This is a genomic window from Dolichospermum sp. LEGE 00240 (genome assembly GCF_015207875.1).
GTDB lineage: Bacteria > Cyanobacteriota > Cyanobacteriia > Cyanobacteriales > Nostocaceae > Dolichospermum > Dolichospermum gracile.
The window spans coordinates 1-24,981 of sequence record NZ_JADEVZ010000077.1 but is presented as its reverse complement, the minus strand read 5'-3'; the positions used below and the strand labels follow the sequence as shown (position 1 = coordinate 24,981).

Genomic DNA, 24,981 nt, shown 5'->3' with positions numbered 1-24,981 from the left:
GGAGTCAGAAGGTAAGAGGAAGGGAAGTTGGGGAAGTTGGGGAGGTAGGGGAGGTAGGGGAGAAGATTTTTTCAACGGACAACGGACAACGAACAACGGACAACGGACAACTGACAACCTATTAGGGTTAATTCTGAGAAAAGTCGAATCACACGGACAACGAACAACGAACAACTGACAACTGACAATTATTTATATCCCTTCCAAGGATTGACTTTTAATTCTCCCTTGGGTGTAAACACTACCTGAAAATGAGCTAGAGGTTGTTTATTATCAGGTGCAGCTACATTTGAGCCATAAACTGACTGAAACATCTGAGGTAGAGGAGTTTCTCGGAAATGATCAAAAGCAACTTGATTAAGTGGCTCATAGTCAGCTATTACGCCCTCCTTATTCACCGCTACTCGATATTTTAAATCCTTAGCAAAGGTAGGAGTAACACTCCAATTTTGACGAATTGTACTATATAGCTTTTGATTTAAGTCCTTGATTTTACTGGTATCAGTAATTTTTTCGCCAGTTACTTCCGGTGTTTTAGCGTATCCTAACCAGGGACTAAGTTCTAGAACCCCTTTTTGGGTAAATACGACCTTGAACTGAGCAATAGGTTCATTAGGGAGGCGATTAGCAGGATTATAAAGTAGTTTAGGTAGTGGTGTTTTCTCTATTGCATCACTAGCTTTCTGATTTACTGCTTTATAACCAACAATACTCCCATCGGCGGCCACACCTAAACGATAAACTAAATCCTCTGGTAATTCTGAGCGATTTGTCCAAGCTGGATGAATTTGATTGTAAACTTGGCGATTTAATACCCGTAATTGAGATGGATCTGTTATTTCTGGAACTGTCTTTAAAAGTGCTTCCAAATCCTTAGTAACGGGGGTTTCTGATGCTGTGGGTGTGGTTGTGGGGGTGGGTGTAATTGACGCTGTGGGTGTGGGTGTGGAGGTGCTGGACTGTATTTCTGGTTTAACTTGAGGTGGACGGATTTGGGGTGCGGGAATTAAACTAAAAGCTACGGCGGCCACGGCTAGGCTGGACACGCCGACGGTAGCGGGGATTGCTTGTTTAAGCAAGATTTGACTAGAACCACCATAACTGCGATGAACTGGGTGTAGTTCTAGGGATAATTCTGGTAAGGTCTGGCTATCAGCAAAAAACTGATCTACAGCTTCAACTAAATCAAATAATTGGACTGTGTTGAGGACGATTTGCAGCGGTTGTCCGGGGTTGTTATTTCCCCCTTGATTGTCTGCTGTGATTTCGGAGTGAACGATTAATCTGTGTCTGTTGCTGTCAATTTTTTGTAATTCAACTAACTCTGAATTTTGATGTTCAAATTTTTTGCCTTGGGGATTGGGTATATTGCTTAAAACTTCTTGAGCGTAAGCACTAACCGCTCTAACTAAGCTTTCAAAAAATTCCCTACCTCCACTTATAGGTTGATCATAATTAGATAAATGGCATTCTGCATTCACTAATATGGATAGTTCGGGACGGAGTTCTTGAAAGTTAGCTGTCCGTGTCATGTCACTCAACCCTTCTAGGAGCAGGGTGCAATTAGGTAAACTATATTTACGTTGGATATTCATTTTATTTACTCTACTCCACTTCACCGTCAAAAAGAGAAATCCAGTATCGCTGCATTCCCGCCGTACCTGTGCAGAACAGTAATTTTCCTAATAAGTCTATAGCCAGTTCATCTAATTTTTCATCAGAAGTTAATGCTAGGACACCGGAACGCCGGGAATTCATCCGACTTCTAAAGTGGGTTCTAAACCTTTCTAGGTAATTAGCTAATCTTAAATTTTGTTCTGGGGGAATCTGTTTTTGGGCTAATTGTTGATATATGGTTAGTAGTTGGCGAATGACGACTGTTAACCGCCGAGCGATGTAACAAGCAATGACTACGAGAGCTTTGGCTTCTAAAATATCTAAGGGACGGCGACTATGCGCTCTCCTCATGGGGTTAGAGCCTCTCATTCGCCATAAGTTTACCCGATTTTTGATAATTCCTTTGAGGTCTAATTCTTCCGCAAAGGATAAAATAGCTTCAGAACCGCCTAGTTCTAGGGCTTCAATGGCTAGTAACATTAAGTCTATTTGCAATCTAGTTCTGGCTGGACATACTTGGCCGGCGATCGCTGGATCTGGTAAAGTATCCAAAATCATCGGCGTTCCCTGGGCGTTTGGGCTGTTTAAAGATGGGATACTAGCGGAGACATTCATTCTAAAAAATACCTTATGCGTTTCCAATAAAGTGATTGATATTAACCTCTCATGGCTAATCGCTGGCGCGATATGGCAGTTCAATTATATACATGACGACCTATGAATTTTGATTTTTGACTTTTGACTTTTAATTTTCGACTTTTGACTTACACTTTGCGGTACTAGTACACAATGGCGTAAATAAATCAACCATGATAAATATCCCGAAAGCCTGTACCGTATTCGGTTTGACTTTTGACTTTTGACTTTTGACTTCCGCATTGCGGCACTAGTCTCTAGGTTATGACATTATAGGGTAGGATTTGGCAGGGATTGGGGAAATTTTTCGCCTCTTACCCTTTGTTTCTCGATTGACCACTAACTACTCACAAATATGGATTTAAAATCTTTGATTCGTGATATACCAGATTTTCCTAAGCCGGGAATTTTATTTCGAGATGTCACTACTCTATTAAGCGACCCAGCGGGATTGCGATACACTATTGACCTTTTAGCACAAAAATGTTCCGAAATTGAACTTCAGGTGGATTATATTATCGGCATGGAGTCGCGGGGGTTCATTTTTGGTGCGCCTGTGGCTTATAAATTGGGTGCGGGTTTTATTCCTGTTCGCAAAAAAGGGAAATTACCAGCAGCGGTTCACTCTATTGAATATCAACTAGAATATGGTACGGATACATTAGAAGTACATCAGGATGCTTTAAAACCAGGTTGTAAGGTTTTAATTGTGGATGATTTAATTGCTACTGGTGGTACTGCCAGTGCAACAGCAAAGTTGGTACAAAAGATTGACTGTGAACTTGTGGGGTTTGGGTTTATCATCGAACTACAAGATTTACAAGGACGGAAACATTTACCTGATGTCCCTATTATTTCACTGGTTGAATATTAGTCAGTCAGGAGTCAGGAGTCAGGAGTCAGGAGTCAGGAGTCAGGAGTTCAGGAGTTCAGGAGTTCAGGAGTTCAGGAGTTCAGGAGGAAGAAGAAAGAAGAAAGAAGAAAGAAGAAAGAAGAAAGAAGAAAATTATCCAATTACCAATCACCAATCACCAATTACCAATTACCAATTACCAATTACCAATCATAAATGACAAATACAAAAATTTCCTTGGAGACAAGTCGAGACTGGCTAATTAGGTCAGTTACGAATGAAACTTTTATTTATGTGATGAAACGGCTTTTACAGGCGCTATTGACAATTTTTTTAGCGTCGGCTTTGTCATTTTTTATTATGAAGTTTTCTCCAGGGGATTATGTAGATACCCTGCGACAAAATCCGAAAATTTCCCCAGAACGGATTGAGGAAATTAGACAACAATTTGGTCTAGATAAATCTTGGCCAGAACAGTTTGGATTTTGGTTGCAGCAAATCGTCACTAAAGGTGATTTTGGCACAAGTTTTGTTTATCAACGTTCTGTGTCGTCGCTGTTATGGGAACGAGTTCCAGCCACATTGTTGTTAGCGATCGCTTCCCTAATTATAACATGGGCGATCGCTATTCCTCTAGGGATTCTCGCCGCAGTGAAACAAAATCGCCGCACTGACCAAGTTTTACAAATAATTAGTTATGCTGGTCAAGGTATTCCCAGTTTTATCACTGTCTTATTTTTACTATTTTTTGCTCAACTGACTACCCCGCTTTTTCCAGTGGGTAATATGACCAGTATTGATCATGCGGACTTGACATGGTTCGGTAAAATTCTCGATATCGCTTGGCATTCAGTTTTACCATTAATTGCTTTAAGTATTACCAGTTTTGCTGGTTTACAACGGATTATGCGTGGTCAATTATTGGATGTTTTACGCCAAGATTATATTCAAACTGCTCGCGCGAAAGGACTTCCAGAAAATCGAGTTATTTATGTTCATGCTTTGCGAAATGCTATTAACCCATTAATTACTTTATTGGGTTTTGAATTAGCAGGTTTGTTAGGTGGTGCATTCATTACAGAAAATTTCTTCAATTGGCCAGGTTTAGGAAAATTAACCCTACAAGCTGTTTTAGCTAAAGACCAATATTTAGTCATGGCCAGTTTAGTAATGAGTGCAGTATTATTAATTGTTGGTAATTTAATTGCCGACTTAATTTTAAAAGCAGCAGATCCGAGAATTAAGTTAGAAGATTTGAATTAGAACCGGACTTACACAAAATGTCTCTTAAAATCTCTTTCCTGCATAAAACTTAATGTGAGTCTTAACAAATTTATTGGGTAAACTTAGAAAATTTAGTTTATGCCAAAATTCCTACCAAAATTCTCATTAGATCTTCTAAATCATTAGGAATGCGATACAAGGAAATATCCTGAAAAATTTGCTGATTGGTTTTTTCTAATATTCCAAAACGCCAAGCATCACCAATGGTAACACATCCATAAAAAACATCTCCTTCTTCAACTTGAGAAATAGCAATTAATTCTACAGCAAGTTGTGTAAAACCTCGTGTTAAATCATCATTTTTAGCTTCAACTACCAATAAACTAGGATTATGTTTGAGAAAATAATCTAAATTACCCTTTAACCAGTTATTTACAGACAATGGGTATTCAATTCTCACTTGACATTGACAATAGCGAGCAACTTCTAATAATGTTGGTGCTACTAGGGTTTCTCGTCTTGCTGTTTCACTACTTAAACTTACTAAAGGTAAAGATTCTTCAATTCGTTGTTTTAATTCTTCTAGTCTTTGTAAAGGATGATTACTTTTAGGTAAATCAATATGTCTTCTTATTAAAGAATAGCCCAATTCTGCTAATATTTCATCAGCTTCATAGGGCATTTCAAAGTAAGATCGAAAAGTGTAGGATTGACTTTCTAATAATATTTTTTTACGAGTCATAAATTTATCTGAATCAGAATTTATAGGATTTAGGATAGAATTAGGACTTACGCAAAACCTACTTCAAATACTGTCATTGCGACGTAAGGAAGCAATCTCAAACCCCTAGGTTTCGTTAAAATGCGTAAGTCCTAAGAATTTCAGAATTTATAGGATAAGCTGTTGTGCATTTAATTTGTATAATTCTTGCGGGCAAGATGTCCGCACTACAAGAAATAACAATATTAGGATTATTGGATCTAGCTGCGTAACAGTATAATTCTTGCGGGCAAGATGCCCGCACTACAAGAAATAGCGATCACAGCCTATTATAACTTCAATTTTTGGCATTGCCGAACTCAGGTATGAAATTGACAAATGTAAAGTTTGACATTTTGTGCCTTTGCTTACTTGTATTTAGGGCTTGCTGAAGAAACCAAAAACCTAGATATAAGTACCTGAGCAAAATTAATTTAACATTTTTGGAAAAAAGAAAAATCTCTGTATTCCTTATTTCCTGTTCCCTGTTCCCTGTTCCCTCTCCAAAATATAAAATTTATTTTGCACGACTACTTATTAAGAGTTTCAGGCTTAAAAAAGTGAATTAGGTGCAAGGAATAAGCATTGAAACCATTAAAAACCTATCACTTTCTCAGATTCGAGACTATTCTTATCTCCTCCTAATTCTTCCTCGGTGACTCGGTGACTCCTAGCCCTCACGAAAAGACTTTTTCAGCAAACCCTATGTAGTCTGACAGACTTTGCCAATGTGCCAGTTGCGTAAGTCCTGTCTTAATGATCATTAGCCTCAAAAATAGGACAAAGTAATTATTTTTACAAATAAAGCAATAGTATTCACGAGGGGTAATTCGTCAAATATTTTGTACTTTCTTTTTTGGATAAGTCTTTTGTACTGATACAGCCTAGCACTCTAGTAATGTCAAAAAAAAAAAAAAAATCAGTATTATTGCTATTAATAATTGATATCTTTTATTAAATAATGTGATTGTCAACAGAAAAAACCACTAAAAATATAACAAGACTAGTACCGCAAGGCGGAAGTCAAAAGTCAAGAGTCAAAAATAATATGGCGTAGGCTTTTTAGTAGTTATTGAGAATGGTTGTTTTATTTACGCTGTTGCATAAGTCTTAACAAAAAGAAGTGGGAAGACAATTTAAAGTCAACACCTCTAGACTTAAATTACTGTAGTTTTTAGTCCTGATAAATAAGGAGTTACAATGTCTTTACGTCGTTTTTTCATTGCTTCTAGCTTAATTCTTAGTCCCCTTGGTTTTGGATCTGCTGCGTTTGCTGAGACAACTAGTACTATTGATCTTACTGCCACAGTGCCTCCAACAGCTAGCATTACATTAACCCCAACAACTGAAGCTGCTGGCTTATACGACAGCATCCTATCAAGTCAACGAGGGATTGTAAAAATTGCTGACTTTAGTGTTACAACTAACACATCTTATGTAACCCTAACTGCATCCTCGATTAATGGCGGCAACTTGAGAAATAGTAATGGAAATGATATTCCATACAAACTTGAAATAACTGGTGATGAAAGTGAAGCTCCAATCGATGGTTTTAGTACTGCAACCGACTTCTCAAGGGATATCGATGGTAATGCAGACTTATACATTGAGATTACAAACATGAATAATGCCGATGCAGGAACATACAGTGATACCTTAACCTTAACAGTTTCCACTGGTATTTAAACCTTTAATTTTAGGACTTACGTAAGATGTGACTGAAAACCTTATTCTTGCGTAGGGGTAATTCATGTAGCTTGCTTCCCGAAGGGTATTACCCCTACTTTCGTTCCCTTTTGCGTAAGTCCTGAATTGGGGAAACAATAAAAATCCAGTTCCCTCACCTTACTAAGGGGAGGGTTAGGGAGGGGTAAAAACATTTAATCTAACTGTATTTGATAACAATTAAATCATGAAAATCTCAATTCGACATTTTTTTAGCTTTATTTTTTTTGTAGTATTAAGTAGCATTTCACCAGCACTAGCCTTTAAATTAGAGCCAATTTCTAAAGTATTTGAACCAGCAGGGGCAGGTGCTACCCAGTCTTATAAAATTATTAATGATACCTCAGAACAAATCGCTGTTGAACTGTCAATGATGAAACGAAAAATCAGCTTAGAAGGTGAAGAAACCACTGAAAAAGCTGATGATGATTTTTTAGTTTATCCATCCCAAATGATCTTACCACCCCAAAGTGTGCTTTGACTAGGGGAGATTTGCGAGTAGTTAGGGATGCACCAGCACAAGCTTTACGTTATGTAGTAGGGGATCTGTCTCTTCCCATTACAGGTTATCAAAATAGTCAGCCTCAACTGGGAATTTCTGTCGCTAAAAATTTTAGTTTACAACCTTATTTAGTCACTCGACCTATTAGCCAATTTGAATTTTTCTTAGAAAAAGATTCATTAGTTGATGTATTAGTTAATGGTAGATTACAACGGACTTTACTGTTACGAGCAGGACAACAAGATATCCGCGATTTACCTTTGAATGGGGGTACTAATGATGTAGAGTTAGTGATTAAAGATGATGTGGGTCAGGTGCAAAGATTGAATTTTTCTAATCCGGTAGCTGGGGATTTATTAGCACCTGGAGTAAAACAATTTGCCTATAGTTTGGGTGTTCCATCTGCTGATAGTTCAGGCGATCGCACTTATGATTTTACTCAACCGATTTTGACTTTATCCCACCGTTTAGGTATAACTAATCAGTTGACTTTAGGCAGTTATTTACAAGCAGATTTCTATCAACAACTTGGCGGTTTAGAAGGCGTTTTGGCTACTAATTATGGTAATTTTGGCTGGGATATTGCTCTCAGTCACGATCAGGAATTAGGAATTGATTATGCTGGTAAGTTACGTTATGAATACTTACAAGTTGGGGCAAATAATCCATCTCAACGTTCCTTTCGATTAACTGTAGAATCTAAAGGCCGGAATTTTATGAGAGTAGGAGAAGCAAACCCACGTAATAATTTTTTATATGATATTACTGCTAATTATAGTCAAACATTATTCTGGAATATGAGAGGAAATTTTAGTACCAGATATCAATTTGGGCGAGATATTCCTAATACTTATAGGGTTTCTCTTGGTCTTTCTAGGAGTTTCCGCAACGGGTTAAATGTGAATCTCAATCTCAGTCAAAATATTGATCGGACTGGTTTTGAAGAACAACGTGCTGACATTAGTTTTTCTTGGACTTTACCCCGAATACGTCAATCAATCCAAGCATCATCTAATATTAATAATAGGGGAGAACCTACCAATCGTCTAAATTGGAATTATAACCCCTTGCGAACTATCGGCACGCCAAAACCTTCCTTAAGTTTAACCCAAAATGATAAAAGTTATAATTTGAACGGGCGATTATCTTATACAGGTTATCGTTTTGTTTGGGATTTATCTCATAATACGGTTTTTCCTAGAAAAGGAAATAACACCATGGCCAATACAACTAAATTCAATGTTGGTACTGCTTTAGTATTTGCTGATGGTTATTTGGGGTGGTCACGTCCTCTTAATAATAGTTTTGCTTTAGTAGTTCCCAAAAACAGTATTAAAGGTCAAGAAATTGGTATTAATCCTATTTCCGGTGGTTATACCACCCGCATTGATAATTTAGGATTTGGTGTAGTGCCAAATTTAAGTCCTTATAATATTTCTAATCTCATAATTGATACAGTTAATTTACCTATAGGAATAGATGTAGGCGATCGCGTTGTCAAAGTTTTGCCAAGTTATAACAGTGGTACATTAGTGCAAGTGGGAACAGACGCTACTGTTTTCTTGCGAGGACAGTTATTCAATGCTAATGGTGAACCTATTTCTTTAGGATCAGGACAAATTGTTGCTGTGGGCGATCGTAATTGGCAACCAGTTACTATATTCACCAATCGCTCAGGTAAGTTTGCTACTTCGGGCTTAAAACCAGGACGCTATGAAATACGCTTATTTACTGACCCTCCAGCCATGATTCCCTTTGCAATTCCACCTGATGTCAAGGGCATATATGATATTGGTACAGTCAAAATTCCTTCCTTTTTTTAAGAGGATGTTTGAAAAGTGGTATTCCGTAATTTTCATCACATTGCTACCCCCCTTTCCCCTTGTAAAGGGGGGAAACAATAAAAATCCAGTTCCCTCCCCTTTACAAGGGGAGGGTTAGGGTGGGGTAAAAAATATTTGATACATCAACCATAACTTTCCAAACACCCTCTAAGACAATGTTTTAGAGGATGTTTTAAAAGTGGTATCCCGTAATTTTCATCACATTACTACCCCCCTTTCCCCTTGTAAAGGGGCTTGTAAAGGGGGGAAACAATAAAAATCCAGTTCCCTCCCCTTTACAAGGGGAGGGTTAGGGAGGGGTAAAAAATATTTGATACATCAACCATAACTTTTCAAACACCCTCTTAGTATAGGTTCTTTAATTATCAGATGGGCGATCGCAATTCCTTTGGGTATTCTCGCGGCTGTAAAACAAAATCGTAGAACTGACCAGATTTTACAAATAGTCAGTTATGCTGGTCAAGGTATTCCCAGTTTTATCACTGTCTTATTTTTGCTCTTTTTTGCTCAACTGACTACCCATTACCCATTACCAATGATTTATTATATTATTCGTTCTAGAAGTGATGGTAAATATCTCACAGCCCGCGTTGATGATGATACATCAGGATATTTATTATTGTTTAAAGAAGATTTCGAGGCAATGAGTTATCTAAATACTCATGCTGCTGATTTAGCAAACCGCTTGACAGTCGAACCTCTTGCTAGTAACCAAATAGGTAGTTTGCTCAAACGTTGGGGTTTTGCAGGTGTGGGAATTGTCAATGATCCCTTATTACCTGAAATTGAATTTTTACAGCATATTTAAATATCAACAAAGCAGTAAAAGTATGAACATGAAATTAGCGATTTATACTACATCATTGACGATAACCTTGCTGTTAATGCCAATTAACTATAGGCCCACATTAGCAGGTACTTGTGCTTCTCGTTGTGGTTCTATACCCCTGCATTTTACGCCAGGACAATATATTCGGGTGAAAGTTGTGAATCACAGTTATGGATCTGTGAAATTAGAACAGTTACCAGAAATAAGACAAACAACCTTAGAGGGTGTTTGAAAAGTCTAATTTATTACTTGCAAGGGCGACTAGAAGTCGCGGAACCACAGAGACGAAACCCACCTATTCCTTCGGTCCCGTAAGGGATACGTGGGTTCAAAAGCCTTGATTTTTCGTTAGTCCACGCAGGTGGACTTTGTTTGTGTAGTAGCGATTTCTAATCGCCGGAAACTTTTCAAACATCCTCTTAAAGCCGGGACAAAAATTACAATTTGACCTGCGAGGGGACGAACTGACGGAATTTTCTCTGATGTTTTGGGATGATGGGGGAAGATATGTAAAAGGTGTGGTGTCTAAACCGAATTTTGGAACATTGGTTTTGGAAATTCGTCCTAATAGTCAGGATTATCCAGGCGATTCCTACGGAGCGCTTCGCTATCGCTCTCTTTATATTCGTAACAATGGACAAATTAGTGTATTTTAGTGTACAAGCGTTGATTTTTAATATAAATCTGAATAATAATATTATTGACCATTTTTTAGTTCTAAATCATACCATATTGGACGATAGTTATGTCAGTGCATGAACCAAATTATGAAGTAAACACAGATATGATTATTGATGTTAATCCTCAACCAAAGAATAGGGGACAACAAAGTTCTACTAATGTGGTTTCTTTAACTACACAACAAGGAACTATTTCCCAATTTCTCGCCCCCTTGACTAAGGAAACTTTTAAACAAGTAGTTCAAGAAGTTGAGCAAAAATTACAGGTTGTTAACCAAACCTTATCCATGTTGGATTATCAAGGTTTTGAAGCAATCCTTCAGGAAATGCTCCATTCAATTACTCTCAAAACTGGGGAATTATTGGGAGCAGATCGAACAACAATCTTTTTATTAGATGAAGAACAACAAGAACTTTGGTCTATTTTAGCAGAAGGGAAAAATAAAAGCCCTTTAGAAATTCGGATTCCCGCCAACAAAGGTATTGCCGGTGAAGTTGCTAGTTTTAAACGGGTGGTAAATATTCCCTTTGATTTTTATGATGATCCCCGGTCAGCAGTTGCCCAAGAACAAGATAAAAGAAATGGCTATCGCACCTATACAATGTTAGCATTGCCACTGTTAAATACAGACGATAAATTAGTGGCAGTCGTACAATTATTAAATAAATTAAAACCTATTCATGATATTGATAGTCCCCTCAATGAACGCATTGATAATAATGGCTTTACCGAATTTGATGAAAATCTATTTCTTGAATTTGCCCCTTCAATTCGCCTGATTTTAGAATCATCTCGATCCTTCTATATTGCCACACAAAAACAAAGAGCCGCAGCGGCATTAATGAAGGCAATTAAATCCCTAAGTCAAAGCGGACTTGATTTGGAAGACACCCTAAAACGAGTGATGAATGAAGCGAAGGAGTTAATGAACGCCGACAGAAGTACACTGTGGTTAATAGACCGCGATCGCCATGATTTGTGGACAAAAATTTATCAAGCTGATGGTATTGCTAAAGAATTGCGTGTACCGATGGGACAAGGTTTTGTTGGTATTGTAGCTGCCACTGGCAAAAAACTGAATATTCCCTTTGATTTATATCAGCACTCTGACTCAGGAACGGCTCAAAAAATAGATCAAAGTAATGGCTACCGCACCTGTAGTTTGCTGTGTATGCCAATATTTAATAGGGATCAAGAATTGATTGGTGTCACCCAATTAGTAAATAAAAAGAAAGTTGGAGATTTCCCCGCTTATAATCCCAACTCTTGGCCAAATGCTCCCGATTGCTTCCAAGCTAGTTTTGATAAAAACGATGAAGAATTTATGGAAGCATTTAACATTCAAGCCGGGGTAGCATTGCAAAATGCTCAGTTGTTTGCCAAAGTGAAACAACAAGAAAAAATGCAGCGGGATATTTTGCGAAGTCTTTCCAATGGTGTGATTTCGACAGATCAAAATGGCGTAATTATTACAGCCAATGAAAGTGCTAAAGAATTACTAGGTTTTGGTTTAGAGGAAGCTTTAGAAGGCAAAATGGTGAGTGATATTGTCGCCATTAGAGAGGGAGATTTTAGCAAGTGGTTTCAGAATACGCTTCAGTCCAATAACTCCAAAGACAGCCAGCAATATTATCCTGATCGGACTTTATTAACCACAGGAACAGAACAACACAGCGTTAACTTATCACTGAATAGTATTGCCGATGTCCAAGATGAAAATAAAGTCTGTGGCGCATTGGTAGTCATGGAAGATATTAGTGATGAAAAGCGGCTAAAGAGTACAATGTACCGTTACATGACTCAGGAATTAGCCGAAGAATTGTTAAAATTAGATGATGCTAAATTGGGAGGCGATCGCAAAGAAGTTACCATCTTATTCTCAGATATTCGCGGCTACACCACCCTCACAGAAAACATGGAAGCGGAAGAAGTGGTGAGAATGCTGAATGAATATTTTGAATCAATGGTAGACGCAGTATTTAAACATAAAGGCACTCTTGATAAATATATCGGTGATGCCATCATGGCTGTTTTTGGTTCTCCCCTACCTTTAGCAGATCACGCCATCATGGCAGTGCAAACATCTCTGGAAATGCGTGGTCGTTTGCAAGAATTAAATGAACTTCGCAAAACAACTAATGAATGTGCTATTAAAATCGGTGTTGGCATTAATTCTGATACCGTAATTAGTGGTAATATCGGCTCTAGTAAACGCATGGAATTTACCGCTATTGGTGATGGTGTCAATCTCGGTTCTCGATTAGAAAGCGTCAGCAAACAATATGGTTGTGATATTATTATCAGCGACAATACATATAAAATCTGCCAAGATAGTGTTTGGGCTAGAGAACTAGATTACATCCGTGTTAAAGGACGTAATGAACCAGTCGCCATTTACGAATTAGTCGGCTTGCGTAACGATACTATTAATAGTGCCAAACTAGAAGTAATTGAGCATTATCACAAAGGGCGTGAATACTATCTCAAACGTCAATTTACCTCAGCCCTTTCAGAGTTTGTAAGAGCCTTATCCGCTGACAATCAGGATAAAGCCTCAATGTTGTACATGAGTCGTTGTCAGCACTGGTTACAATCACCCCCATCTAATGCTGATTGGGATGAAGGTGTGTGGACATTTAAAGAAAAATAAGTATTTTCTATTTGACTTTTATTCCCTCCGCATATTCATATCCGGTTTTTTGTTAAAAACACCTATAAAGCATAGGACTTACCTGAGTTCGGTGTTAGGAGTTTCTCCTTCGGAGACGCTACGGGAACAGAGTTATGATTTTTTCAAAGAGATCATCAGGGTTTGAGACTCATATTTGGGGCAGTTTTCCAAAAATTATCTTATGTCGAACTCAGGTAGGACTTACGTATTTCCGCCCGCACACTCATGAGGATTTTACCGAGGTGATTTTCTCCTGTATGATTTGCACCACATCCCCAAAAATAGTCTGTAGGCGAATTTTCTATGAGCATTTCATCACCTGTGATTAATAATATTTCCCTGATATCAGGATGAGTGATAAATTTTTGTAGTACCCCAACCCGCATGACTTGGGTTTTCACCAATTCCCAATCTGGACGGAGACAACGAGAGGGACAACGTCCTAAAGCAGCAGCTTGTTCAGGAGTAGCAGCAGCGAAGATTAAAGGTATAATCGGGGCATCTGGACTACCAACAAACTTTTGTCCTTGATAATAATGCTCAACAGTTGGCCAATAAGTACCTTCGATATCAATCCCGTGAGGAGAAAAATTAGAAAAACACCCGTATGGCTGGGAAACCTGATAAAAGTAAATAGTCATGCTATTGGAGGAGGTAGGGGCGCAGAGACTGCGCCCAGTCGGGAAGAGTGCTGTAAGGCTTTTGACTTAATTTTTGGACTTTATTCAAGTACATACCGCTATAACATTAGCAAAATCAGTAATGATGTAAATAAATAATAGGTTAAATCCTGCTGTTTTATGACTACAGATGCTTTTGAACAAACAAATTGGGTGTGGCAGTTTTCCTTATTCCAACAGCAGGTAGGAGAATGGGTAGAATACCAATTTTCCAGATTTCAAAAAACCTTTCCTGGTTGGTCCATCAGTCCTTGGTTAAATGAATTACTAACAATCCTATTTTGGTCAGGATTGGGTTTGTTCTTGGTATGGGTAGGTTGGCGCTTATGGCAAGAATTTAATCCTTATCTCTATACTTGGCTAAATGCGGTGAGTAATGCTAGGGGTTCTAGAACCAAAGCCAATTCTAGAGAAACATCCATTACCCTATTATTAAGCCAAGCTCAGGAATTTCAACGGCAGTATAATTATAGCGAAGCCTGTCGTTGTGTTTATCTAGCAATGTTACAACAATTACATGAACAAGCGATCGCTCGCCAACAACTCAGCCGCACAGACGGAGAATATTTGCAATTACTCAAATCCTCCGTCACCCTCCTCCAACCATATCAAACATTAATCACCACCCATGAACAACTGTGCTTTAGTGAGCATGAGATTTTAGCAGAAAATTATCAACAGTGTTGGCAAGCTTATAAGAAAATTCAGGAATCACTAGTCAGTAATCAGGAGTAAAAGTCTTTTTTATGAAGATAATTCATCCGCCACTCCCACAGAATTCATTCTAACTCCTGACTCCTAACTCCTGTTCAATAATTTCCATATTAATTCAGATAAATCATGAAACGCAATCAGCGCGTTGCTTGGTTAGGTGCGATAGTCTTAGCCGTGATTATTTTACTTACCACTATAGCAGCCCCCAATACCCAAATAACTAGTGGTTCTACTTATAATCGCGGCCCTGATGGCTATGGTGCGTGGTATGCCTTTATGCAAGACCAAGATATCAGTATTCAACGTTGGCAAAAACCATTTAGTGATTTACCAACCACAAAAAGCCCTATTACCTTATTACAAATTAATAGCACTCTTCAAGAAATAGAAATATATTCAGCACAAGAAGAATGGGTAAAAAAAGGCAATAACCTCGTAATTCTAGGAATTAAACAACCAGTAACAGCAGCAGTATTTACTACACAGCAGCAATCACCCTTCGGAAACATCAAGATTGATACCCGTCGCCGATATCATACTTCAAAAGCAGAACAAGTCATATTAGGAGACGAATTTGGAGCAATAATTTGGCAGAAAAAATCCGGTAAAGGCAAAGTAATTTTAGTAACAACACCATATTTAGCTGCTAATGCCTATCAAGAAAATGACAGTAATTTTAAATTATTAGCAGATTTAGTTACTAAAAATAGTCAAAAAGTATTTGTAGATGAATATATACATGGCTATAAAGATAAAGATATTCAGAAAAAAGTAGGAGAAGATAGTATATTCAATTATTTCGCCAAAACTCCCCTATTACCAGCCTTTATCCAGCTAATTGTCCTATTATTGGCATTAATTTGGGCAGAAAATCGCCGTTTTGGTAAACCAGTAAACTTAAAAATACCCGTCATAAATAATAGTCAGGCTTATATTCAAGCTTTAGCGGGAGTTCTCCACAAAGCAGAATCTACTGATTTTGTCGTGGAAATGTTGGGGAAAGAAGAACAAATACAACTGCAAAAAGCTTTGGGTTTGAGTCAAATTCCTGTAGACAATCAGGTTTTACTAAAAATCTGGGAAGAACAAACAGGGAATAATACAGAAAAACTTAATGCAGTATTACAACTACAATCACAAAAACGCCGAATAAGTGAACGAGAACTGATAAGCTGGTTAGAGAAATGGCGTAATTTGTGAAAATAATTAAACGCAGATGAACGCAAATAGACGCAGATAAATACGGATGATTATGATTCTGTGCAGCTTTAGATAAATTTGGTATGGGTCTTTTGATGAATATGATATTTCTCGAAATCTTTTTTTATTCCTTTTTTTTGTGAGTGATTGATAAATATGAGTGAAACTAATAATTCGATTTTAATTAACCTGGGAAAAGCAATTAATCAAATAGTTGTTGGACAACCTACTTTGATTAAACAGACATTAATTGCTTTATTAGCAGGTGGACATATTATTTTAGAAGGAGTTCCTGGCACAGGAAAAACATTGTTAGTTAAAGTATTGGCACAATTAATCCAATCTGATTTTCGTCGTATTCAACTAACCCCAGATGTTCTTCCGTCAGATATTACAGGGACAAATATTTTTGACTTAAATACCCGCGATTTTACTTTGAAAAAAGGTCCCGTTTTTACAGAAATACTTTTAGCCGATGAAATTAACCGCACTCCGCCAAAAACCCAAGCTGCACTTTTGGAAGCAATGGAAGAAATGCAAGTTACCCTCGACGGTGAAAGTTTACCATTACCTGATTTATTTTGGGTAATTGCTACCCAAAATCCCTTAGAATTTGAAGGAACTTATCCTTTGCCAGAAGCACAATTAGATCGGTTTTTGTTTAAATTAGTTGTAGATTATCCAGAACAAGCAGCCGAAAAGCAAATGTTATTAAATCGTCAGTCTGGGTTTACTGCAAAACGTACAGATATTGCTAACTTAAAACCTGTCACTACAGTAATTGATATTTTGCAAGCTAGACAAGCTGTAAAACAAGTTCAGGTATCAGAAGCAATAGTTGATTATTTATTAGAAATTGTCAGAAAATCCCGTCAATATCCTGATTTAGCTTTAGGTGCATCTCCTCGCGCCGCTGGTGCTTGGTTGCAAACTTCTCAAGCTGCAGCTTGGTTATCAGGAAGGAATTTTGTCACTCCAGATGATGTAAAATCAGTGGCTTCACCCTTATTGCGTCATCGCTTATTATTGAAACCGGAAGCAATGCTAGATGGTTTACAAATTGATGCGGTAGTTGCAGCAGTAATCAATCAAGTTCCAGTTCCTAGATAAGTAGGTTGGCGTTGAAAATTGTCGTTATGGCAAGGCAAAAGGCAAGAGGCAAGAGTGAAGAGGGTTTAGGCGATTTTACATTTCTTTACACAGTTTCGTTTTATTGTGTTCACCTACTTAATTCATTGATAATCTCATGTTTAAAACGACTCTCATCACAAGAATTACGTTCCCTAACAGAGACAGGAATAGTTAATAAAAACCATGAATGATTCAGCATTTATTATCTTTATTCTCTTTGCAATAATTTGGCTTTTAATGGCAACTGCATCTGTAATTATCTTCTTGAAATCAGATGGGCAAAAAATTCATTTTGGCAAAACCGGACTGATTATTTCTATCTCTATTATTCTCCCAATTATTATAGCTCTGAGTTATGCAGCATTTAAGGGAACATTTTGAAATTTCCCTAATAGTCTAGTGGCAATTCGTCACAAAATTGACCGCAGAAATCAGTATTCATAAATTCATCCTTGATAATATGATTCCATCCAAAAAAGTTTATTTTTTATTAATTGCGGGAATATTTATCTCCCCAATTTTATCTATGATTCTGGGAATTTATCAAACCATAATCATAACTTGTTTATTTGATCTTACGGTTTTCACCTTCATGGTAATTGATGGTTGGGGAATGAAAGCAAACCGCATAGAAATTACCCGCGAGTTACCATCACGTTTATCTATTGGTAGAGATAATTCAGTTATTTTAAAAGTAAAAGCTGGGAAAATTGATGCAGTTATTGAAATCCACGATTATTACCCACAAGAATTTACTGTTTCTACAACCACAGTTACAGCTAATATTAATGCTAATCAAAGCCAGGAATTAACTTACACAGTTTACCCAAATCAACGAGGAGAGTTTTCTTGGGGAAATATCCAAGTCCGACAGTTGGGAATGTGGGGGTTAGTGTGGCATGATTGGCAAATTCCCCACAGTACACAGGTAAAAGTATATCCTGATTTAGTGGGATTGCGATCGCTCTCTATTCGTCTGACATTACAATCATCAGGTTCTATCCGCAAAACTCGGCAAATGGGTATAGGCACAGAATTTGCAGAATTGCGAAACTACCGCAGCGGTGACGATTTACGCTTTATTGATTGGAAAACCACTGCTAGACGTGCCTATGGTAACACAGGACCCCTCGTTAGAGTCTTAGAACCAGAACAAGAACAAACATTATTGATATTACTAGATCGTGGCAGATTAATGACAGCAAAAATTCAAGGTTTGCAAGGATTTGACTGGGGTTTAAATACCACATTATCCCTAGCATTAGCAGGATTGCACAGAGGCGATCGCGTTGGTATTGGTGTATTTGACAACAAATTGCATACGTGGATACCCCCAGAACGAGGACGACATCATCTCAATCAACTCATTGATAAACTCACCCCCATTCAACCAGAATTAATAGAATCTGATTATTTAGGTGCAGTTACCCACGTCGTCAAACAACAAACCCGCAGGGCTTTAATAGTCATCATTACCGACTTAGTTGATATCACCGCTTCCTCCGAACTTCTCCTAGCCCTTACCAGACTCGCACCCCGTTATTTACCCTTTTGCGTCACCCTGCGAGATCCTCAAGTTGACAGTTTAGCACATACATTTACCGAAGATGCCACACAATCCTATATTCGCGCAGTTGCTCTAGATTTATTAGCACAAAGACAACTAGCATTTGCCCAATTAAAACAAAAAGGAGTATTAGTTCTTGACGCACCAGCAAATCAAATTTCCGAACAATTAGTAGATAGATATTTACAACTTAAAGCCAGAAATCAGCTTTGAAATATTGCAGGAATTAATGGAGGTAGGGGCGCAGGGCTTGCGCCCAGGAGTCATTGGTAAAACACTAGAATTTCTTCCTTTGCGCCTTTGCGTGAGACATTCATATTTTCTTCTTCCGACTACAATACCGCACCAAAACCACAAACAAACCCATCCCCACCAAATATTTAATTGGATTTGGAAAAATCGGATTTGGAGACAAAAAACCCTCAATTAAACCAGCAATAATCAATATCGGCACAATCCCAAAAACCAATTGTACAGCCAAAGAACCGTAAAATTTCAACGCATCACGGCGGCGATATTTACCAGGAAATAAAATTGCTCTTGCCAGCAACAAACCTGAACCTCCCGCAAAAAATATCGCAGGTAATTCCAAAGCACCATGAGGAAATACAAACGCCCAAAACGGGTAAGCCAGATTATTTTGAGCAACTAAAGCACCAATAGCGCCCATTAACAAACCATTGAATACTAATAAATAAATCGTATATAAACCCGCCGTAATTCCCCCAGCCACAGCCCCAAAAGACACAGAAATATTATTCATCATAATATTACTAGAAGCTAACGGTTCAATCCCCACAATCGAACCCATCCATAATTCACCCTTATCTCGCACCAAAGAAATTAATCTTTCCGGTACTATCAACGACATAAAACTCGGATCTTGCCAAGCATACCACCAAGCAATTAAACCACCTAAAATAAACATAGCGGTGGCTGTGGCAATGTATAGGAAGGTTTGCTGCACCACTTCAGGAAAACCCCACAAGTAAAACTCCTTCGCTGCTTGCCATTCCTGTCGCCGTGAACCCTGGTAAATTTGTGTATAGGCGCGAGTCGTCAAAGATTGTAAACTTTGAATTAAAGTTTTACCTACCTGCTGAGTTCGCGCCCTAGCTAAATCCGCAGCCACAGAACGATATAAACTCGCCAATTCCCTAATTTCCGTAGAACCCAGAGACTTTAACCGTTTTTGTTCTACCTTCTTCAATAAAGCATCTAAACGCCGCCAATTAGTCTCTCGTCTTCCTATCCAACGTTGAATATTCATAAAATTTCTAAATACTTAGTACAGATTAGCTTAAGATAACTTCAGAGTAACTGCCGTATTTTAGGAAAAAATTAACACCATGTCTGGGAATTTTAATTCTCCTCACCCTATTCAACCGTTGAGTGTAGGTAGTGTTGTCAGTGCAGGAATGCGATTGTACCGTTCTCATCTAAAAGAATATTTTTTCATAGCCTTTAAAGCGTATGCTTGGTTACTAGTTCCTATTTACGGTTGGGTAAAATTTTATGCCCTTTCAGCCCTTATTTCTCGGTTGGCCTTTGGCGAATTAGTTAACCAACCGGAAAGTGTCTCATCAGGTGAACGATTTGTCAATTCCCGCTTATGGGACTTTTTTATCAATATGATCCTCATGCTTGTCATTAGTCTAGGAATTACATTTGCATCTATGCTTACTGGTGGTTTACTAATAGGTATACCAGCAGCATTACTAGGAGGATTACAAGATGGAAATACAGCTAATGTAGTTATTCTCATCTTAATAGTGCTTGTAGTTATGATAATCATATTCTCAGGCATTGTCTGGATAGGAACTAGATTTTATTTAGTAGATGTTCCCCTAGCTATTGAGGATGATGTTAACGGTAGTTCCACGATTAATCGTAGCTGGGAACTGACTAAAGGAAATATCGGCAGAATAGTTTTAATCTCTCTAGTTGGTGCTTTAATAACTATTCCCATTCAATTTATTATACAAATCATCACTAGCATTATTCAGTTGATTTTTACACCTTTACTAAAAGACGGAAATGTTGGTTTCTCAATAATTTTTTCCTTGTTAATTCTTGGACTGACTCTTGCTGGTTTAGCATTAATCGCACCTTTTTGGCAAACAGTCAAAGCCGTTATTTATTATGACCTCAGAAGTCGTCGAGAAGGTTTGGGTTTACAATTACGTGATCACGATATTTAAATATAAAAAATGCACCTTTTTAATCGTATTAAATTTACTACACCCGAAAGTGTAGAAATAGAATTTACCCTCGCTGGAATTGGTAGTCGGGCTTTAGCATTAATGATTGACTACCTAATTTTAGCTTTTATTTTAGCAATAATGGCTTTAGTATGGTCGTTTATTTTTCAGCAAGTAACTGATCTTGGAGTTGGCATTTTTGGCTCTAATTTTGGACTGTGGTTGATAGCCATATCTCTATTAAGTTTTTTCTTTATTTATACGGGTTATTTTGTCATTTTTGAAACTCTTTGGCACGGACAAACACCCGGTAAAAGTATTGCTAAAATTCGTGTTGTGCGCGATGATGGTAGACCTGTGGGCTTACAACAATCAGCATTACGAGCCTTACTCCGTCCTCTTGATGAATCCCTATTTATTGGTGCTTTTTTAATTACTTTTAGTAATCGAGAAAAGCGTATTGGTGATTTAGCCGCTGGGACAATTGTAATTCAAGCAGAAACAGTTGTGAGATCATCAAATTTAGCCATTTCTGAAGCAGCTAAATCTTTTCATATTCAGTTACAAGAAATGGCAGATTTATCACCTTTATTACCCGATGATTTTGCTATTATTCGAGAATATTTACTCCGACGTAGTGGAATGTCAACAAAAGCTAGGACAGCACTTTCTTTAAAACTCACTCAACAGGTTCAATCTATTATTAATTTAGAAATTCTGCCAGGAAATATTGCTTCAGATATATTTTTAGAAGCTGTTTATCTTGCATATCAACAACCTGAATGAACTGTCAGGACTTCTGTTAGTTTCTTTGACTGTTGTTCTCTTTGCTGCGCCATTTCCTCCACCAGTTTCTTGACGCTGGCTGGAGTCTTACCCTTGTATACTACTTTTTGAAGTGCGGAATGTGGGATAAAAAGTTGTAGAAAAAATTGCCAAAGAAGAAGCATTTTTACTAACTAAAAGGTTATTAGGATTAGCATATCTTTGGGTAGGACACAGTAATGGGGTACAAATTCAGATTGTAGCGACTTTAATTTTTTGTGCGGTACTAAATCAATTAGTTTCAGACGTAGCAGTTGCTTTAGGTCAGCCAAAAGAAAAAATATCAGTAGAAATGGTTTTTAGAAGTCTATATTATGTAGCTAAATCTGTAGAAAGGGGTGAGAATCCCGATATCGTCACCTATTTAGTCCAACGAGCAAAATTATTTGGTTTAGTCAAAGCTATCAGGAAACGACATCGAGAAACACAACAAATCAGAGAAAAACTTGGGGGGCTGTACCGTTAAGTTGACACCAATGAGGAATGCTAAACCCCCATTGACCTAAAAATTTACACTCGGCCAGTCTGGTTGACGATAATAATGGGTCATATTATCAAATTTTCGTAATTCCACCTTATTAATGAGAAAATCCGGGGTATCCAACGGCAATGATTGATTAAACTCACAAAACATGGTATTCAGGCTTACTCGGTTTAATTCTGGAGGAATTTCGCCAAAGTAACCCAATGTCACATGGGCAGTAAAATTATAATGCTGCTCAATACCTAAACCCATTAATGTGCGATTTTGATAAATTATTCGTCGGAATTGAATAATTTCCTCATAGGAACGTTGATCTTTTGGTACTAAACACACACCTACAGCCCTCGGCATGACAATCAACCCCAACATTTGCCAAGATATAGGTGATCCCTTTGTCATCAATTTCTGATATTCTTGAAACCTCTCAGCTAATTGAGAATTCAAATCTTCAGCAAATTGGGGATTTTTTGTACAAGCATGATGAAAAGCACTATCCCAAATTAAGTCTGCCACCGTCACATGAAAACTAGCAGGGGGAACAGGTACAATCAAACCACTAGCAATGGGTAGCTCTAATAATTGCTGTTGATAGGCTTGTATTTGACGGTAGAAAGCAGCGTTGTTTGCATCTTCTTGTGCTGGTGGGGTAATCAGTGTATAGCCTGGAAAAGGTGCAGCCTCTCTGACTCCCGCATTAACCCGGAATTTAGAAGATTCCTGAATATGCTGAATTTGGGTTTTGTAAGCTTCTGGTAGCGTCATGCGAGCTACCCGATTTAAATAAGTTTGGTAGTTGTCGTCCAATCTTGATCACCTTGCGCTCTTTTGATAGATTGTAGGGAGATTTACTCAATTTGACCAAATTAATTTTTAATTTTAATTAAATTACCATGCCAATATATGTTTACTGGGGCGAAGATGATTTTGCGATGGAAAAAGCCGTAGTCACTTTGCGCGATCGCATTCTTGATCCCCTGTGGACTAGTTTTAACTATACCTCATTCCCCCCAGATCAACCCGATTCTATCGTCCAAGCTTTAAATCAAGCAATGACACCGCCATTCGGCGCTGGTGGGCGTTTCCTATGGCTCATCAACACCACTCTCTGCCAAAATTGTCCAGACCACATCCTTGCAGAATTACAACGCACTCTTAAAGTCATCCCTCCAGACTCTACCTTACTATTAACCAGCCGCAACAAACCAGATGAACGCCTCAAAAGTACAAAACTCCTCAAACAATTTGCAACAATTTCCGAATTTTCCCTCATCCCCCCTTGGAAAACTGAACTTTTAGTCCAATCAGTTCAACAAACCGCTCAAACTGTCGGCATAAAAATAAGTCCCCTCGTAGCCGAACTATTAGCTGAATCCGTAGGCAATGATACCCGTCTTCTCCACAATGAACTAGAGAAATTACGCCTCTACAGCCAAGGCAGCGACAAACCCTTAGACGTGAATACAGTATCTGAATTAGTCAGAAACACTACTCAAAATACCTTACAATTAGCAACAGCCATCAGAACAGGAGATACCCCAAAAGCTTTAGGAATCTTAGGTGATCTCAGTAATGCCGCCGAACCAGGTTTACGGATAGTTGCCACACTCATTGGTCAATTTCGCACCTGGTTATTAGTCAAAATGATGATGGACAGTGGTGAACGCAACCCCCAAGCGATCGCTCAAGCCGCTGAAATCTCTAACCCCAAACGCATCTACTTCCTACAGCAAGAAGTCAAATCTCTCCCCCTACAGCAACTCATCTCTGCTTTACCATTGCTATTGGAATTAGAAGCCAGCCTCAAGCAAGGTGCATCCGAAACCTCAACACTACAAACTAAAGTCATCGAACTTTGTCAAATATGTCGCCGCACTTAATATCCCCATCAGAATATGCAATTTCAATCTTGACTGGAACTTCTAATTCAGAAAATAATTCAAAGCGATTATCGTATTCCCTATTTTCCCTCTGTGTCACCTGTTATATGCTCAAAACTTATAGTCTTTATTTAACCAAACGGTTGCTGAGAACCCTCTATCAATCCTTGATTTTGGCAACTATTACCAGTACAAGTCTGATTTCCGGGACTTTTACCCTCAACTCCAAAGTAGCTGCTCAAACTTTAAACCTTGATAATACAGACATAACTAATTACGCAAAATCTGTACTAAACATGGAGCCAGCCCGTCAGCAAGCATTTAAAGAAATTAAAAACCTTATCGGTAGCAAAGACATTCCCCAAGTGATCTGTAATGATTCTAAAAGTTTCATTACGCTACCAAGGAAAGCCAAGGATATTGCCATAAATTATTGTAACCATTCTCAAAAGATAGTTGAGGATAGTGGTCTCAGCATCGAGCAATTTAACAAAATTACCCTAGAAATCCAAAACAACAGCAATTTAAAACGACAGCTTTACAATACATTACTGCGTTTACAAAAGGATTCCCCCTCAAAAACTTCCCAATAAATAACCTCAAATTACTTCTTTCTCTAACCTGCATCAAGCAGAAAATATCACTCTTGTTTTTTTGCCATATCCATAACATTATTGCCGATCCGATAAATCAAAAATACCCTGAATACTTAATTTCATAATGCTTTCAGCTATTTTCAACCCACTTCCTAAAAAAATATTTGCCAACCCCCTTGACAGAAAAAGGAAGGATTGATATGTTAGATAAGTGCCGAAAGAAAAAAACAACTCCCAGGCAACTGAACCGAGAAAAAATAATACTTTGAAAGAATAGATTAAACCAATCCTCGTCTTTAAGATAATTTTCAGAGGATTCGAGATTTTAACTAATTTCGGAGCCAACAAACTCGAAAGAAACAAA

At 38.0% G+C, this 24,981-nt stretch carries 26 protein-coding genes and 2 pseudogenes; 21 read left to right on the top strand and 7 right to left on the bottom strand.

All coding sequences use genetic code 11. From position 1 onward, the window contains the following. Positions 1-188: 188 nt before the first annotated feature. Together IQ226_RS20535 and IQ226_RS20530 are read right to left on the bottom strand one after the other, a co-directional pair. Positions 189-1,595 carry a DUF4335 domain-containing protein gene (locus IQ226_RS20535; RefSeq protein ID WP_193898461.1) on the bottom strand — a complete coding sequence of 469 codons (1,407 nt, stop codon included), beginning with the start codon at positions 1,593-1,595 and terminating at the stop codon, positions 189-191. Between the two features lie 10 nt (positions 1,596-1,605). After that, positions 1,606-2,232, bottom strand: coding sequence for a DUF3038 domain-containing protein (locus IQ226_RS20530; RefSeq protein ID WP_193898459.1), 627 nt, complete (start codon positions 2,230-2,232; stop codon positions 1,606-1,608). A gap of 376 nt (positions 2,233-2,608) precedes the next feature. On the opposite strand from IQ226_RS20530, the gene IQ226_RS20525 reads away from it, so the two are divergent. The 3 genes from IQ226_RS20525 to IQ226_RS20515 are packed head-to-tail and all read left to right on the top strand — an operon-like array spanning position 2,609 to position 4,369. Next, complete coding sequence (locus tag IQ226_RS20525) at positions 2,609-3,127, top strand: adenine phosphoribosyltransferase (RefSeq protein ID WP_168644763.1); 519 nt, start codon at positions 2,609-2,611, stop codon at positions 3,125-3,127. After that, positions 3,096-3,326 carry a hypothetical protein gene (locus IQ226_RS20520; protein WP_193898457.1) on the top strand — a complete coding sequence of 77 codons (231 nt, stop codon included), beginning with the start codon at positions 3,096-3,098 and terminating at the stop codon, positions 3,324-3,326. Before IQ226_RS20525 ends, IQ226_RS20520 begins: the two co-directional genes overlap by 32 nt. Beyond that, positions 3,323-4,369 (top strand): ABC transporter permease, encoded by a 1,047-nt coding sequence (locus IQ226_RS20515; RefSeq protein WP_039200885.1) that lies wholly within the window; start codon positions 3,323-3,325, stop codon positions 4,367-4,369. The genes IQ226_RS20520 and IQ226_RS20515 overlap by 4 nt, the downstream gene beginning before the upstream one ends. Before the next feature lie 97 nt (positions 4,370-4,466). Here IQ226_RS20515 and IQ226_RS20510 read toward each other — a convergent pair whose 3' ends face one another. Next, entirely contained in the window at positions 4,467-5,072 is a 606-nt protein-coding gene (locus IQ226_RS20510) for a hypothetical protein (RefSeq protein ID WP_104385962.1), read from the bottom strand. Between the two features lie 1,218 nt (positions 5,073-6,290). On the opposite strand from IQ226_RS20510, the gene IQ226_RS20505 reads away from it, so the two are divergent. The 8 genes and pseudogenes from IQ226_RS20505 to IQ226_RS20475 all read left to right on the top strand — a co-directional run bounded on the left by IQ226_RS20505 (position 6,291) and on the right by IQ226_RS20475 (position 13,321). Continuing rightward, positions 6,291-6,776 (top strand): hypothetical protein, encoded by a 486-nt coding sequence (locus IQ226_RS20505; protein WP_193898455.1) that lies wholly within the window; start codon positions 6,291-6,293, stop codon positions 6,774-6,776. 226 nt (positions 6,777-7,002) lie between these two features. Continuing rightward, the gene (locus tag IQ226_RS20500) at positions 7,003-7,296 is read left to right on the top strand and encodes a hypothetical protein (RefSeq protein WP_193898453.1); all 294 of its coding nucleotides are present in this window, start codon (positions 7,003-7,005) and stop codon (positions 7,294-7,296) included. Between the two features lie 11 nt (positions 7,297-7,307). Then, positions 7,308-9,140: a fimbria/pilus outer membrane usher protein gene (locus IQ226_RS20495; RefSeq protein ID WP_193898451.1), complete on the top strand. Its 1,833-nt coding sequence runs from the start codon at positions 7,308-7,310 to the stop codon at positions 9,138-9,140. Positions 9,141-9,504: 364 nt separating this feature from the next. After that, positions 9,505-9,681, top strand: a pseudogene (locus tag IQ226_RS25680) (ABC transporter permease subunit); the annotation flags it as partial. 15 nt (positions 9,682-9,696) lie between these two features. Then, positions 9,697-9,969, top strand: a complete 273-nt coding sequence (locus IQ226_RS20490; protein ID WP_039200884.1) for a hypothetical protein — start codon at positions 9,697-9,699, stop codon at positions 9,967-9,969. Positions 9,970-9,991: 22 nt separating this feature from the next. Next, complete coding sequence (locus IQ226_RS20485) at positions 9,992-10,222, top strand: hypothetical protein (RefSeq protein WP_193898442.1); 231 nt, start codon at positions 9,992-9,994, stop codon at positions 10,220-10,222. 250 nt (positions 10,223-10,472) lie between these two features. Then, positions 10,473-10,646: a hypothetical protein gene (locus IQ226_RS20480; protein ID WP_193898440.1), complete on the top strand. Its 174-nt coding sequence runs from the start codon at positions 10,473-10,475 to the stop codon at positions 10,644-10,646. A gap of 89 nt (positions 10,647-10,735) precedes the next feature. Next, positions 10,736-13,321 (top strand): adenylate/guanylate cyclase domain-containing protein, encoded by a 2,586-nt coding sequence (locus tag IQ226_RS20475; protein WP_193898438.1) that lies wholly within the window; start codon positions 10,736-10,738, stop codon positions 13,319-13,321. A gap of 200 nt (positions 13,322-13,521) precedes the next feature. On the opposite strand, the gene IQ226_RS20470 is transcribed toward IQ226_RS20475, so the two are convergent. Next, entirely contained in the window at positions 13,522-13,983 is a 462-nt protein-coding gene (locus IQ226_RS20470) for an NADAR family protein (protein WP_193898430.1), read from the bottom strand. Positions 13,984-14,142: 159 nt separating this feature from the next. Here IQ226_RS20470 and IQ226_RS20465 point away from each other — a divergent pair, with 159 nt between their 5' ends. From IQ226_RS20465 to IQ226_RS20445, 5 genes are all read left to right on the top strand, one after another. Next, positions 14,143-14,757 carry a DUF4129 domain-containing protein gene (locus tag IQ226_RS20465; RefSeq protein WP_193898428.1) on the top strand — a complete coding sequence of 205 codons (615 nt, stop codon included), beginning with the start codon at positions 14,143-14,145 and terminating at the stop codon, positions 14,755-14,757. 105 nt (positions 14,758-14,862) lie between these two features. Beyond that, on the top strand, positions 14,863-15,936 hold the full coding sequence (locus IQ226_RS20460) for a DUF4350 domain-containing protein (protein WP_193898426.1): 1,074 nt from the start codon (positions 14,863-14,865) through the stop codon (positions 15,934-15,936). A 156-nt stretch (positions 15,937-16,092) separates the two neighbouring features. Further along, positions 16,093-17,046: a MoxR family ATPase gene (locus tag IQ226_RS20455; protein WP_193898424.1), complete on the top strand. Its 954-nt coding sequence runs from the start codon at positions 16,093-16,095 to the stop codon at positions 17,044-17,046. A 204-nt stretch (positions 17,047-17,250) separates the two neighbouring features. Further along, the gene (locus IQ226_RS20450; RefSeq protein WP_193898422.1) at positions 17,251-17,448 is read left to right on the top strand and encodes a hypothetical protein; all 198 of its coding nucleotides are present in this window, start codon (positions 17,251-17,253) and stop codon (positions 17,446-17,448) included. A 79-nt stretch (positions 17,449-17,527) separates the two neighbouring features. Then, entirely contained in the window at positions 17,528-18,847 is a 1,320-nt protein-coding gene (locus IQ226_RS20445) for a DUF58 domain-containing protein (protein ID WP_193898419.1), read from the top strand. A gap of 100 nt (positions 18,848-18,947) precedes the next feature. Here the strand turns inward: IQ226_RS20445 and IQ226_RS20440 are convergent, their stop codons facing one another. Further along, positions 18,948-19,904 (bottom strand): stage II sporulation protein M, encoded by a 957-nt coding sequence (locus IQ226_RS20440; protein WP_193898417.1) that lies wholly within the window; start codon positions 19,902-19,904, stop codon positions 18,948-18,950. 79 nt (positions 19,905-19,983) lie between these two features. Here IQ226_RS20440 and IQ226_RS20435 point away from each other — a divergent pair, with 79 nt between their 5' ends. From IQ226_RS20435 to IQ226_RS25300, 3 genes and pseudogenes are all read left to right on the top strand, one after another. Beyond that, positions 19,984-20,835 (top strand): DUF975 domain-containing protein, encoded by an 852-nt coding sequence (locus IQ226_RS20435; protein ID WP_193898415.1) that lies wholly within the window; start codon positions 19,984-19,986, stop codon positions 20,833-20,835. 9 nt (positions 20,836-20,844) lie between these two features. Next, positions 20,845-21,621, top strand: a complete 777-nt coding sequence (locus IQ226_RS20430; RefSeq protein WP_193898413.1) for an RDD family protein — start codon at positions 20,845-20,847, stop codon at positions 21,619-21,621. Between the two features lie 154 nt (positions 21,622-21,775). Beyond that, positions 21,776-22,126 (top strand): annotated as a pseudogene (locus IQ226_RS25300) (IS4 family transposase); the annotation flags it as partial. A 36-nt stretch (positions 22,127-22,162) separates the two neighbouring features. Here the strand turns inward: IQ226_RS25300 and IQ226_RS20420 are convergent. Beyond that, the gene (locus tag IQ226_RS20420) at positions 22,163-22,948 is read right to left on the bottom strand and encodes a DUF1868 domain-containing protein (RefSeq protein WP_193898410.1); all 786 of its coding nucleotides are present in this window, start codon (positions 22,946-22,948) and stop codon (positions 22,163-22,165) included. Positions 22,949-23,034: 86 nt separating this feature from the next. On the opposite strand from IQ226_RS20420, the gene holA reads away from it, so the two are divergent. Then, a complete protein-coding gene (gene holA, locus IQ226_RS20415; protein ID WP_193898408.1) occupies positions 23,035-24,021 on the top strand; it encodes a DNA polymerase III subunit delta in 987 nt (328 codons plus the stop codon). Between the two features lie 107 nt (positions 24,022-24,128). Continuing rightward, on the top strand, positions 24,129-24,614 hold the full coding sequence (locus IQ226_RS20410; RefSeq protein ID WP_193898406.1) for a DUF4168 domain-containing protein: 486 nt from the start codon (positions 24,129-24,131) through the stop codon (positions 24,612-24,614). Positions 24,615-24,692: 78 nt separating this feature from the next. On the opposite strand, the gene IQ226_RS25295 is transcribed toward IQ226_RS20410, so the two are convergent. Beyond that, a partial coding sequence (locus IQ226_RS25295) for a hypothetical protein (protein ID WP_228039572.1) occupies positions 24,693-24,981 on the bottom strand: 289 nt, incomplete at its 5' end.

Coding starts and splice junctions, on each gene's coding strand:
- IQ226_RS20535 (WP_193898461.1), bottom strand. CDS start 1,595: ATGAATATCCAACGTAAATATAGTTTACCTAATTGCACCCTGCTCCTA.
- IQ226_RS20530 (WP_193898459.1), bottom strand. CDS start 2,232: ATGAATGTCTCCGCTAGTATCCCATCTTTAAACAGCCCAAACGCCCAG.
- IQ226_RS20525 (WP_168644763.1), top strand. CDS start 2,609: ATGGATTTAAAATCTTTGATTCGTGATATACCAGATTTTCCTAAGCCG.
- IQ226_RS20520 (WP_193898457.1), top strand. CDS start 3,096: ATGTCCCTATTATTTCACTGGTTGAATATTAGTCAGTCAGGAGTCAGG.
- IQ226_RS20515 (WP_039200885.1), top strand. CDS start 3,323: ATGACAAATACAAAAATTTCCTTGGAGACAAGTCGAGACTGGCTAATT.
- IQ226_RS20510 (WP_104385962.1), bottom strand. CDS start 5,072: ATGACTCGTAAAAAAATATTATTAGAAAGTCAATCCTACACTTTTCGA.
- IQ226_RS20505 (WP_193898455.1), top strand. CDS start 6,291: ATGTCTTTACGTCGTTTTTTCATTGCTTCTAGCTTAATTCTTAGTCCC.
- IQ226_RS20500 (WP_193898453.1), top strand. CDS start 7,003: ATGAAAATCTCAATTCGACATTTTTTTAGCTTTATTTTTTTTGTAGTA.
- IQ226_RS20490 (WP_039200884.1), top strand. CDS start 9,697: ATGATTTATTATATTATTCGTTCTAGAAGTGATGGTAAATATCTCACA.
- IQ226_RS20485 (WP_193898442.1), top strand. CDS start 9,992: ATGAACATGAAATTAGCGATTTATACTACATCATTGACGATAACCTTG.
- IQ226_RS20480 (WP_193898440.1), top strand. CDS start 10,473: ATGTTTTGGGATGATGGGGGAAGATATGTAAAAGGTGTGGTGTCTAAA.
- IQ226_RS20475 (WP_193898438.1), top strand. CDS start 10,736: ATGTCAGTGCATGAACCAAATTATGAAGTAAACACAGATATGATTATT.
- IQ226_RS20470 (WP_193898430.1), bottom strand. CDS start 13,983: ATGACTATTTACTTTTATCAGGTTTCCCAGCCATACGGGTGTTTTTCT.
- IQ226_RS20465 (WP_193898428.1), top strand. CDS start 14,143: ATGACTACAGATGCTTTTGAACAAACAAATTGGGTGTGGCAGTTTTCC.
- IQ226_RS20460 (WP_193898426.1), top strand. CDS start 14,863: ATGAAACGCAATCAGCGCGTTGCTTGGTTAGGTGCGATAGTCTTAGCC.
- IQ226_RS20455 (WP_193898424.1), top strand. CDS start 16,093: ATGAGTGAAACTAATAATTCGATTTTAATTAACCTGGGAAAAGCAATT.
- IQ226_RS20450 (WP_193898422.1), top strand. CDS start 17,251: ATGAATGATTCAGCATTTATTATCTTTATTCTCTTTGCAATAATTTGG.
- IQ226_RS20445 (WP_193898419.1), top strand. CDS start 17,528: ATGATTCCATCCAAAAAAGTTTATTTTTTATTAATTGCGGGAATATTT.
- IQ226_RS20440 (WP_193898417.1), bottom strand. CDS start 19,904: ATGAATATTCAACGTTGGATAGGAAGACGAGAGACTAATTGGCGGCGT.
- IQ226_RS20435 (WP_193898415.1), top strand. CDS start 19,984: ATGTCTGGGAATTTTAATTCTCCTCACCCTATTCAACCGTTGAGTGTA.
- IQ226_RS20430 (WP_193898413.1), top strand. CDS start 20,845: ATGCACCTTTTTAATCGTATTAAATTTACTACACCCGAAAGTGTAGAA.
- holA (WP_193898408.1), top strand. CDS start 23,035: ATGCCAATATATGTTTACTGGGGCGAAGATGATTTTGCGATGGAAAAA.
- IQ226_RS20410 (WP_193898406.1), top strand. CDS start 24,129: ATGCTCAAAACTTATAGTCTTTATTTAACCAAACGGTTGCTGAGAACC.